Raw genomic sequence first — 10,869 nt, 5'->3', positions numbered from 1 at the left:
TAAAACATAATTTCGTATTATGAAATTAATTGTCATAAATATACAAATTAGAACTCATACAAGGGAATTACGATGAGAAATTATATTGCGCCATTAAAAGACATGAAGTTTGTCCTGAAAGATCTGCTCAATGTTGAACAGAAATACACAGGCTATGCAAAGTTTGCAGACAAAGTTTCTATGGATATTATGGAACAATATCTGGAAGTCGCTGCGGACTTTTGCCAAAACGAACTTCTACCGATTAATGCAACAGGCGACCAGCAGGGCTGCCGTTTGCAGGATGGCGTCGTAACTACACCGGATGGTTTTAAAGCGGCTTATGACAAATATGTAGAACTCGGCTTTACTTCATTAACTGGCGATGAAAAATATGGCGGTCAAGGCTTCCCGACTTTATACCGTATTGCCATTTCAGAAATTATCACAGCGACCAACTGGTCTTGGGGTATGTATCCAGGCCTGTCACATGGTGCGATGCGTACCTTAGAGCATCATGGTAGCGATGAACAAAAACATAAATTCCTGGTGCCTTTAATTGCAGGTCGCTGGACCGGAACCATGTGTTTGACTGAATCACATGCGGGTTCTGATCTGGGCCTGATCCGTACCAAAGCGGTGCCAAATGAAGATGGCAGCTACAGCATCAGCGGTGAGAAAATCTTTATTTCTGCAGGTGAGCATGATCTGGCTGAAAATATCGTGCATATTGTGTTAGCACGTTTACCGGATGCGCCTGCCGGCACCAAAGGTATTTCACTGTTCATCGTGCCTAAATACAATCTGGATGAAGCTGGGAATGTGGCTTCTCGCAATGGCGTGGTGTGTAGCGCGATTGAACACAAGATGGGTATTCATGGCAATGCGACCTGTGTGCTGAATTTTGACAATGCCAAAGGCTTCCTGATCGGGCCTGAAAACCGCGGCTTGAACTGCATGTTTACCTTTATGAACTCTGCGCGTATTGGAACGGCGATTCAGGGTCTTGCTGCAGCTGAATCTTCTTATCAAGGTGCATTGGCTTATGCCAAAGACCGTCTGGCGATGCGTTCACTTGAAGGTGCTAAAGAGCCAAATCTGCCTGCGGATCCAATCATCGTGCATCCAGCAGTACGTAATATGTTACTGACTCAGAAAGTATTTGCAGAAGGTTCACGTGCCTTGGCTTATTATCTGGCTACGTATGCAGATATTGCTGAAGCAACAGATAATCCTGAAGAGAAAAAAGCCGCAGAAGATCGTCTGGCATTATTAACCCCAATTGCTAAAGCATTAATGACTGAAACGGGTGTAGAAGCAGCCAAACACGGTATGCAGGTTTTTGGTGGACACGGCTATATTGCTGAACATGGCATGGAACAGATTGCCCGTGATGCACGTATTGCTAGCCTCTATGAAGGCACCACTGAAATTCAGTCTATTGATTTACTGGCTCGTAAAGTGCTGGGTTCGAAACTAGGTTTATTGACTGCATTAACAGATGAGATTCAGGGCTTTGTAAAAGAACATCAGCAACATGCCCAGTTTAACCAGCAAGTGGCACAAGTGAGCCAGTTGACTGAGCAATGGCTAGAATTAACCAAAACCATTCAGTCTCAGGCGCAACAGTCTGCCAATGAAATCGGTGCGGCATCAGTCGATTACTTATATTTCTCTGGTTATGTAGTGTCTTCATATTTATGGCTAAAAATGGCGATTACGGCTCAGCAAAAGATTGAAGAAGGCAATACTGATCCGTTCTATGCAGCGAAGATCAAAACCGCACAATTCTTCTTTGCACGTATTCTGCCAAGAACTTCAACCCACATTGCCAATATTCAGGCCGGTGGTGAGAGCTTGTTCCTACTGACTCCTGAAGAGTTTAAATTCGATTAATCCTTTTACCCACGATCAATCTCTCGATCGTGGGTCTTTTTTTAATTTCTATTTTTTCATCCTGCACAATATTCAATATCGATGGGTACTTTTCAGTATTACATCGGCCATAAAACAACAAGATCAGGAGTCTATATGGATTTAGACACGATTACACGACAATGTCCTTATGGTGATCAACAACTCACTTATCATGAAGTCGGACACAAATCCTCATATCCCACCATTATTCTGATTCATGGCACAGGTGGAAATACCGACAAACATTTCAGTTATATTTTCCCCATGCTCGGTATTCATCAGCGGGTTTTATCCATTGATTTGTATACCCCGGATAAAGCTGATCTGGCAGTGACTGATTTTAGTCACCAAGTTGAAGTCCTGATCCATCATGCAGTTGAAGAAGATGAAGCTATTACTGTGGTGGGTTATTCACTCGGTGCCGTGATTGCTGCACAACTGGCTGCAAGTCTTAAACAGCGCGTGGCACGTTTGATTTTGTTAGCCGGTTGGGCAAAAACCAGTTCGGTGCAACAACTACGAACCACCATCTGGCAACAGTTATTTAATGATCAATCTGCAGCATTGCCGCATTTCGTGAATTATTGCCTATATAGCGATGACTATCTGTCAGCTCGTACTGAAAAACAGGTGCTTGATCTGGCACGTTTCGTCAAACCTTCTCAAGATGCAGCTAAACAGCGTGAACTAAATTATCGCATTGATATCACCGCCATTTTGCCGGACATCTCTGCTGAGACCTTGATCGTGGCCTGTCGTGAAGATCGTATGGTGCCTTTAGCGCAAGCAAAATTACTCTTTGCTTCGATTCAGAATAGCCGTTATATCGAAATTTCTTCGGGACATGCGATTCATATTGAAGCGCCAGCAGAAGTTGTGCAGCTAATTAATCAGTTTAGCCAGCATCCAGAGCAGTATCCGGCGAATCAAAAAATCCAGCCCATGATGCCTTAAAAAGGAGAAAAATAATGCAAGCTCAAGGACAGCGCAGCAAGATTTTAATTGTAGGCAGCGGTTTTGGTGGCCTAGGAATGGCGATCCGTCTTAAACAGCAGGGCATTCACGATTTTAAAATCATTGAACGTGCAGCAGAAGTAGGCGGAACATGGCGTGATAACACCTATCCCGGTGTCGCCTGTGATGTACCATCGCATTTATATTCTTTCTCGTTTATTAAAAACCCTAACTGGTCACGTGTCTTTCCGCAAGGGGCAGAAATTCAGCGTTATTTAATCCAATGCTGTGATCAGGAAAATATCCGGCCACATATTGATTTTCATACACAACTGGAAAAAGCCAGCTGGAATACCGAAAAACGTATATGGGAAATCCAGACCTCTAACGGTTTGTATCAGGCAGATTTTTTAATTACAGCAACCGGGCATCTGGCAGATGAACATCTGCCACAAATTCCGGGATTGGATGAATTTCAAGGTCAGGTAATGCATTCTGCACGCTGGAATCACGAAGTGAATCTGGATAATCAGCGTGTGGTCGTCGTAGGTTCAGGCGCTTCTGCGATCCAGCTTGTACCGGAAATTGCCAAAACAGCAAAAAGTCTGACCGTATTGCAACGTAGTGCAGCGTATATCTTGCCGCGACCGGACCGACCTTATTCTGAGTCAGAAAAACAGCTTTTCCGCAAAGATCCGGACAGCATGTCGGCGTTAAGACATTCCTTGTTCTGGGGTAATGAATACAATTTTGCCCAGCGCCGTAATCTGAAAAGCCAGATCGAGCGGGTCAAAAAAAACTGCCTACAATTCTTGAAACACCAGATTCCAAATTCTGAATTACAGCGAAAACTTACACCGAATTATGAACCCAGCTGCAAGCGTTTATTGCTGTCCAATGATTATTATCCGACTTTTCTAAAACCGAATGTCACGCTTGAAGATTCAGCTTTGGCTCAAGTGAATAAGGATGGCGTAATCAGCAAATCAGGCAATGAATATTCTGCAGATATTATTGTCTTTGCTACCGGATTTGAAGCAGCACGACCACCTTATGCCGCAAAGGTAGTGGGTAAACATGGCCTAAGCTTGGAGCAGCAATGGTCTAGTGGTATGCAGGGTTATCAATCTACGACAGTCCATAATTTTCCAAACCTGTTCATTCTGAATGGTCCCAATACCGGAAGTGGGCATAACTCAGCGCTTTATTTCCTGGAAACCCAATTTGATCTGGTACTGGACGCCTTGCAATTTTTTGAACAGCAACAGATTCAGGTTTTTGAAGCCGATCAGAACGCCGAAAATCGCTATATGCAGGAATTACAGCAACTTTCCCAAGGCAGTGTCTGGTTATCAGAAAGCTGTCAAAGCTGGTATCTGGACCCGGTGAGTCGCAAACTGACTTTGGTCTGGCCGGATTATGCACATTCTTTCAGAGATAAAAACCAGCATTTTATTCGCAGTGGTTACCATTATGAATATATAGAAAATGCTCAGAGAAAAGTTGTCTGATTTTTAAATTTATTCATTAAAAAAACCAGTCTATTTGACTGGTTTTTTATCAAAAGATGATAGAGATTAATCTGCTTTTTGCGGATCATATAAGCGATCACGTATAAACAGTGCAGGAATCAGACCGCAAATAAAATAGGCACCTGCCATTTACCAGTAGACCCGTTCCAATTGAGCCTCCATGAGCAAAATAACCAATAGTGAGTGGTGCAAATGCTGCTCCGATACGGCCTATATTGAATGCACCACCTACAGCCGTACCACGAATCGAAGTAGGGAAGCTTTCAGTCATATACGTGGCATTAATGGCAAATGGCATACCATACAAGAAGCCGAACATGAGCATCAGGTACAAAATATTGGTCGGTGTATTGAAATAAATTACAATCTGAAGAAACAGAGCTGTGCTCATGGTTCCAAAAGCGAACAAGGCACGTCGTCCGAAACGATCTGCCAGAATCCCGGCGACGATCTTGGCAAAAATCATGATCATAAACGTGCCAACCATATAGCCAGTCATAGCCTTAAAGCTGATGCCCAGATCCGATTCGAGATAGGCAGGTAAGCAGTTACTTAAACCGGCATAGCCAAATTTCAGGGCACCAGCACTTAAAATCCATAGTAAAAATATCCAGCAGTGATTTTTATCTTTGAGAATGACTTTATAAGGATTCTCTTTTTTCACCTTAACTTTGCTAGCTGCTTCCTGACGTTTTAATTTACGTGAACGTAGCCATGAATCCGGCTCAGGAACAAGAAAATAAAGCAGAAAAGCCAGAACGATCGGGCAAATGGTAATCCAGTACAGCATACGCCAGCTATATTCAGGAATAATCCAGCCCGCCAGTAAAGTTGCACATAATGAACCTAAGGTAAAACCGGTCATAAGTGCCGCCAGAATAGTCGTCCGGTATTTTGTCGGAACATATTTTGACATTAAGGTATTACAGGCGGTGTATAGGGAACCCAGTCCAATAGCTGCAATACTGCGGATAATTAAAAACTGATGATAAGATTCTACAAAGCCCAAAGTGCAAGATAAACTTGAAGCAAAAATCATCTAAAATACAATAACTTTCTCCCGGCCAAAATGGTCACAGGCCCAACCGCCAATCACTCCACCGACCAGACTCCAGCTCCCTAAAGCACCTGCCTGAACTGTGGTTAAATTAAATTCAGCTTTGATACTGGTAAGGCTATAGGCCAAGAAAGCCAGATCAACACCGTCTGCAAGTAAAATAAGAAAACATAGAATAAACGCGGTCATCCATATTTTTTTAGGCTGAACTGTAACTCGTTCAGCTTCTAGCACTGAAGTTTCATACGTCATCATCGACATCCTTTTCTTGTTACGTTGTTGTTTTATAAGAATGAATCCACATTCTTTTTTTGCTTTTAATGATTTACTATTTCACTATAAGAAATTTAATATTATTAATTGATAAAATATATACAAATAATTAGCCATAAAATTCGTGATTTCATTTGTAAAAATTTGAAATTAGCCAAATATTGGATTGATTTGGAAGGAAAGATAACGTTATTATTTTTTAATCAAAATAAAGTTTCACGATACAAAATAAATTTTAAAATCAAGGATAGGAGTGCTGTAATGACAAGTCAGCTATGGATGGAAGAATATAAAAAATGGAACGTCAATCCGGAATTTACCCGGCCTGACCCTGATAAAACTTTGAGCACGACAATTGCTGAGAATCTACTTAAGTTCAAGGATAAGACTGCTTTCTTTTATCTGGATCGAAAGTTCAGCTATCAGGAGATTGATGTATATAGCCAGAAACTGGCTACTTACCTACAGAATCTAGGCCTAGCAGCCGGTAGCCGAATCGCGGTGATGTTGCCGAATATTATTCAATATCCGATTGCGACTTTCGCGATTATTCGTGCGGGTTATATTCTGGTTAATGTAAACCCGATGTACACCCAGCGTGAGTTGTATCATCAAGTTCAGGATTCAGGAGCAGAAGCCTTGATTATTCTAGGCTCAACCTTAAAACAGTTAAATAATCTGGATGAATGTCCTGCACTGAAACATGTAATTTCTACTCATCCGCTCGATTTTATTCAGGATCAGTCGATATCAATTTATAGCCAAATGGAGCAACATCCAGAAAAACAGTTTTCTGACTTTAAACAGGTGATTGATCAGGTACAGGTGATTGATTTTGTAGCCCCTGTACAGCAGCAAGAAGATACCGTTATTCTGCAATATACCGGTGGAACTACAGGTGTTTCCAAAGGTGCTGAGCTCAGTCATCGCAATATCTTATTTAATATTGCCCAGAACAGTACAGTGTTTATCAGCCATTTTGACGATCGTTATGCCACAGAAGATGAATATGTGTTTTGTGCCTTGCCGCTGTATCACATTTATGGTTTTACCATCTGCCTGTTCAGTTATGGACTAAGTCGAGGTTTTGCCAATGTGCTGATTCCAAATCCAAGAGATCTGGACGCTTTAGTGGATCAATATCATAAACATCCTCCGACGGTGTTTCCGGGCGTGAATACCATGTTTAATGCATTGGCTCATCATCCACGTTTCCGCGAGCTGGATCACTCACGCCTAAAAACCACGACAGGCGGTGGTGCATCTGTTTTAAAAAACACGGCAGAATTATGGTATGAAGTCACAGGCTGTCATATCTATGAAGGCTACGGTCTTTCTGAGACCTCACCAACGGCAACATTTAACCCGCCTTTAAGCAAGCGCTTTAGCAGTAGTATTGGCTTGCCATTGGCAGGCACAGAAATTCAGATTCTGGATGACGAAGGAAAACCTGTAGCACTTCATCAGGCTGGAGAAATTGCTATTCGCGGCCCTCAGGTGATGAAAGGTTACTGGAAGCAACCGGAAGCAACAGCACAGGTATTTACCAAAGATGGTTTCTTCCTGACAGGTGATATCGGCTGTATGGATGAGAAGGGTTATATCACCATTCTGGACCGTAAAAAGGACATGATTCTGGTCTCGGGTTTTAATGTCTATCCAAATGAGTTGGAAGGTATTTTATCTAAACATCCTAAAGTACTGGAATGTGCCGTCATTGGGGTGGATGATGAAAAATCTGGACAAGTTCCGAAAGCCTTTATTGTAAAACAGGATACCAGTCTGACCGAGAATGAAGTCATGACCTATCTGAGACTACAATTGACCAGTTATAAGCTGCCAAAATATATTGAGTTTGTGTCTGGATTGCCAAAGTCTACAGTCGGTAAAATTCTACGTCGTGAGTTGCCTAAAACCGTGCAGCCGGATGCCAAAGCCTGTTAAGGAATGACATAGTCAAAATAAAAAAGGAATCTTTCGATCACTGCTGTCCCATAGTTTGCTTTAAATAAAAAAACCTGAGTCCTAACAGTTAAAATATGAGTGCAAACAAACTGCATCAACAGCAGCAGTAGCGAATTAGAATTTCGGCATAAAACTAATAAAAACCCTGATGTGACATCACATCAGGGTTTTTAACCAGTAAATAAATAACTGACCTACAATGACTTATATCTGGATGAAATCTTATTTTAATAACTTTAACAGCGCCTCAGCCGTTGCGGCAGAAGATGCCGGATTCTGTCCGGTAATTAACAGGCCATCTTGCTGTACATGCACCTGCCAGTCCTCAGCCTTGGAATACTGTCCGCCTTTTTCTTTCAGCGTATCTTCAACTAAGAATGGCACAATATCAGTCAGCCCAACACCATCTTCTTCGGTATTACTAAAACCGGTCACTGATTTGCCTTCGACAATAGGTCGGCCTTCTGCATTCTTAACATCGCGAAGTACACCCGGTGCATGACAGACAAGTGCCACAGGTTTATTGGTCTGTAGAGTCTGTTCAATTAAGGAAATAGAATGCTGGTCCTTGGTCAGATCCCATAACGGTCCATGACCGCCCGGATAAAAGACCGCATCAAAATCCTGATTTAGCACTTCACTTAATTTATGCGTATTGGCAAGTGCCTGCATAGCCACTTCATCTGCTTCAAAACGTTTGGTTGTTTCGGTTTGCGCATCAGGTTCATTACTTTTTGGATCAAGTGGTGGCTGGCCACCAGCAGGAGAGGCTAATGTTACGTCTGCGCCTGCATCAATAAAAGTGTAGTAAGGCGCGGCGAGTTCTTCGAGCCAGAATCCGGTTTTTTTACCCGTTTCGCCAAGTTGATCATGTGAGGTTAATACAATCAGAATTTTCATATTTTTCCTTAAAATTATCTTGAATGACTTGATGAAATAACGAAACAAAGGAACGAATCTGACTTCCTAACGCAATCAGATTTTTTCGATTGTTTAAAAATAAAAAGAATAAAATCTGGATAGTTAAAATGATGCTAAATCAATAGCATCACTTTCCTTGAATTTTAGACAGTTTAGCCTTTCTTTTTCTTGCCACCGCCGTCCTGCTTATTCACAGTCGACCAAGCAATACGTTCTGCTTCGTCTTCAGAACGACCACGATCTTTTTCACTGTCTTCAATATGCTTAGCCTGCCGTTTTTGCTTTTCGGTATAAGCCGATTTATCACCTCTAGACATTTTACTATCCTCATCAGGTAGGGTCTGAAATCACTATAACAAGGGATGATTTTGGCGCGGGTAATCATCTGTCAGGATTTGTTTGAATTGTTTTATAGCTTTAAGATGAATTTTATTGATATTCATCAAATTCTGTCCTTTGAAAGGTGTCTGAATCTAAAACATATCAAATAATTAATAAAAAAGTAGATAACGACCTAAAAGACCGCTATCTACTTTCAAACTTTGATTAGCCGTTAATAATACTGCCGCCATTTACATGAATAACCTGACCTGAAATATAGCTGGCTTCTTCACTGGCCAGAAATAAATAGGCAGGAGCGACCTCACTCGGTTGTCCCATACGTCCCATTGGTGTCTGTTTACCAAAATCTTCCAGTTGTTCTTCATCAAAGCTACTTGGAATGAGTGGTGTCCAGATTGGGCCTGGTGCAACACCATTCACACGAATTCCGGTTTTATTTTTCGCCAGATTGGTAGATAAGCTGCGAGTAAATGAAGTAATCGCGCCTTTGGTACTCGAATAGTCTATCAACGTGTCATGCCCATGATAGCTGGTGATACTGGTCGTATTAATAATACTGTCACCTGCCTGCATATGCGGAAGCACCGCCTGAGTTAGATGAAACATGGACAGGATATTGACATTAAAGGTCTTGAATAACTGGTCTGGAGAAATATCAGTAATACTGTCCTGCGGATACTGTACACCCGCATTATTTACCAGAATATTAATGGTTTTAAATTCCTGAAGGGTCTGCTCAACCATTTTTTTGATTTCATCAGGATGCTGTAAATCGCATTGAATCAACATGCAACGGCGTCCTTCTGCTTCAACCATTTTTTTGGTATCAAGCGCATCTCGGTCTTCATCCAGATAGCAAATGGCAATATCGGCACCTTCACGGGCAAACAATACTGATACAGAGCGACCGATCCCGCTGTCACCACCTGTAATGAGTGCTACTTTGCCTTTTAATTTATCGCTACCTTTATAATTTTCTTTAATGACTTCCGGGATAGGATTCATTTTAGTCTGGTCACCCGGTTGATGGGCTTGGGTTTCAGTTGAAGCTGGAGTTTCAGGATAGTTATTCATATTTTTTCCTTGATTGCTCTTGATGAAAAAATATATTAGGAGCTTTTAGTTGGGATTAAATCAGACTCAACACTTCATAACAGAATCTGTGCAAGATTTAGCATTTATACATTTAGCTTAAATTGACACTTTAAAACTGTATGTTTGAGTTATTTAAAGTCGACTTCTAGAATGAAATATCGGGTTTCTTTTAAGAAATTGCTCGTGCCCTCATTACAGAACCTGCCTTGTTACTGGCCGATGAACCAACCGGGAACCTGGATACCCAGACCGCGTCTGAAGTTTTTGAACTGTTTCGTAAAATAAATAAGGAACAGGGCTGTGCCATTTTGCTGGTGACTCATGATCCGCGCTTGTCTGTTAGTGGTGACCGCACTATCAAGTTAGTTGAAGGTCTGATTCAAAGTGATACCAAAACAGCTCCAGCAGATATTCCTGAAAATACTTAACTTTTAAATATTTAAGAAGTTTTATTCTTCAATTATAGATAAATGAAGATTTTTCTTATCACTTAAGCCTTGCAATAAAGCTGATATAAGGTTTGCATCAGGGTGAGTAATTTGGGGTCGGAAAGCTGATAAAAAATCTGTTTGCCTTCACGACGCGTGCTGACCATTTCGGCTTTTCGGAGTACGGTAAGTTGTTGCGAGAGAGTAGGTTGGTGAATATCAGTTTGTAGCTCAATCTGTTGTACATTCATTTCACTATCGACCAGTACACATAGAATTTTCAGACGGTCAGAATTCGACAACACTTTTAAGCGTTCGCTCACTACATGAGCCTGAGAAAAATCAATACGTGTCTGAGTTTCATCTGCTGTCATATAAAAACCTGTATTTGTATTAGTCACGCAAT

8 protein-coding genes and 2 pseudogenes are annotated in these 10,869 nt (G+C 41.5%); 5 read left to right on the top strand and 5 right to left on the bottom strand.

Annotation, left to right across the window (positions count from 1 at the left end; translation table 11 throughout):
* The first annotated feature begins 72 nt into the window (after positions 1-72).
* The 3 genes from B3143_RS04815 (at position 73) to B3143_RS04805 (ending at position 4,361) form a co-directional block, all read left to right on the top strand.
* Positions 73-1,875, top strand: a complete 1,803-nt coding sequence (locus B3143_RS04815; RefSeq protein ID WP_104426126.1) for an acyl-CoA dehydrogenase C-terminal domain-containing protein — start codon at positions 73-75, stop codon at positions 1,873-1,875.
* 135 nt (positions 1,876-2,010) lie between these two features.
* Positions 2,011-2,850 carry an alpha/beta fold hydrolase gene (locus B3143_RS04810; RefSeq protein WP_004785722.1) on the top strand — a complete coding sequence of 280 codons (840 nt, stop codon included), beginning with the start codon at positions 2,011-2,013 and terminating at the stop codon, positions 2,848-2,850.
* Between the two features lie 14 nt (positions 2,851-2,864).
* Complete coding sequence (locus tag B3143_RS04805; RefSeq protein ID WP_286739706.1) at positions 2,865-4,361, top strand: flavin-containing monooxygenase; 1,497 nt, start codon at positions 2,865-2,867, stop codon at positions 4,359-4,361.
* A 66-nt stretch (positions 4,362-4,427) separates the two neighbouring features.
* On the opposite strand, the pseudogene B3143_RS04800 reads toward B3143_RS04805, so the two are convergent.
* Positions 4,428-5,691 (bottom strand): annotated as a pseudogene (locus tag B3143_RS04800) (MFS transporter).
* Between the two features lie 282 nt (positions 5,692-5,973).
* On the opposite strand from B3143_RS04800, the gene B3143_RS04795 reads away from it, so the two are divergent.
* A complete protein-coding gene (locus B3143_RS04795) occupies positions 5,974-7,656 on the top strand; it encodes a long-chain-fatty-acid--CoA ligase (RefSeq protein WP_004785730.1) in 1,683 nt (560 codons plus the stop codon).
* A 243-nt stretch (positions 7,657-7,899) separates the two neighbouring features.
* Here the strand turns inward: B3143_RS04795 and B3143_RS04790 are convergent, their stop codons facing one another.
* The 3 genes from B3143_RS04790 to B3143_RS04780 form a co-directional block, all read right to left on the bottom strand.
* On the bottom strand, positions 7,900-8,577 hold the full coding sequence (locus B3143_RS04790) for a type 1 glutamine amidotransferase domain-containing protein (RefSeq protein ID WP_004785731.1): 678 nt from the start codon (positions 8,575-8,577) through the stop codon (positions 7,900-7,902).
* 173 nt (positions 8,578-8,750) lie between these two features.
* The gene (locus B3143_RS04785) at positions 8,751-8,915 is read right to left on the bottom strand and encodes a hypothetical protein (protein WP_004785734.1); all 165 of its coding nucleotides are present in this window, start codon (positions 8,913-8,915) and stop codon (positions 8,751-8,753) included.
* A 229-nt stretch (positions 8,916-9,144) separates the two neighbouring features.
* Positions 9,145-10,014, bottom strand: a complete 870-nt coding sequence (locus B3143_RS04780) for an SDR family oxidoreductase (RefSeq protein ID WP_004785736.1) — start codon at positions 10,012-10,014, stop codon at positions 9,145-9,147.
* Positions 10,015-10,211: 197 nt separating this feature from the next.
* On the opposite strand from B3143_RS04780, the pseudogene B3143_RS04775 reads away from it, so the two are divergent.
* Positions 10,212-10,463: pseudogene (locus tag B3143_RS04775) on the top strand (ABC transporter ATP-binding protein); the annotation flags it as partial.
* Between the two features lie 62 nt (positions 10,464-10,525).
* Here B3143_RS04775 and B3143_RS04770 read toward each other — a convergent pair.
* Positions 10,526-10,837, bottom strand: a complete 312-nt coding sequence (locus B3143_RS04770) for an ArsR/SmtB family transcription factor (RefSeq protein WP_004785741.1) — start codon at positions 10,835-10,837, stop codon at positions 10,526-10,528.
* Between the last annotated feature and the right edge of the window lie 32 nt (positions 10,838-10,869).

This window comes from Acinetobacter sp. UBA1496, assembly GCF_002324975.1.
In the GTDB taxonomy this organism is placed as follows: domain Bacteria; phylum Pseudomonadota; class Gammaproteobacteria; order Pseudomonadales; family Moraxellaceae; genus Acinetobacter; species Acinetobacter variabilis.
The sequence above is the reverse complement of the archived record's forward strand: the minus strand, read 5'-3'. Positions and strand labels throughout refer to the sequence as shown.

Coding starts and splice junctions, on each gene's coding strand:
- B3143_RS04815 (WP_104426126.1), top strand. CDS start 73: ATGAGAAATTATATTGCGCCATTAAAAGACATGAAGTTTGTCCTGAAA.
- B3143_RS04810 (WP_004785722.1), top strand. CDS start 2,011: ATGGATTTAGACACGATTACACGACAATGTCCTTATGGTGATCAACAA.
- B3143_RS04805 (WP_286739706.1), top strand. CDS start 2,865: ATGCAAGCTCAAGGACAGCGCAGCAAGATTTTAATTGTAGGCAGCGGT.
- B3143_RS04795 (WP_004785730.1), top strand. CDS start 5,974: ATGACAAGTCAGCTATGGATGGAAGAATATAAAAAATGGAACGTCAAT.
- B3143_RS04790 (WP_004785731.1), bottom strand. CDS start 8,577: ATGAAAATTCTGATTGTATTAACCTCACATGATCAACTTGGCGAAACG.
- B3143_RS04785 (WP_004785734.1), bottom strand. CDS start 8,915: ATGTCTAGAGGTGATAAATCGGCTTATACCGAAAAGCAAAAACGGCAG.
- B3143_RS04780 (WP_004785736.1), bottom strand. CDS start 10,014: ATGAATAACTATCCTGAAACTCCAGCTTCAACTGAAACCCAAGCCCAT.
- B3143_RS04770 (WP_004785741.1), bottom strand. CDS start 10,837: ATGACAGCAGATGAAACTCAGACACGTATTGATTTTTCTCAGGCTCAT.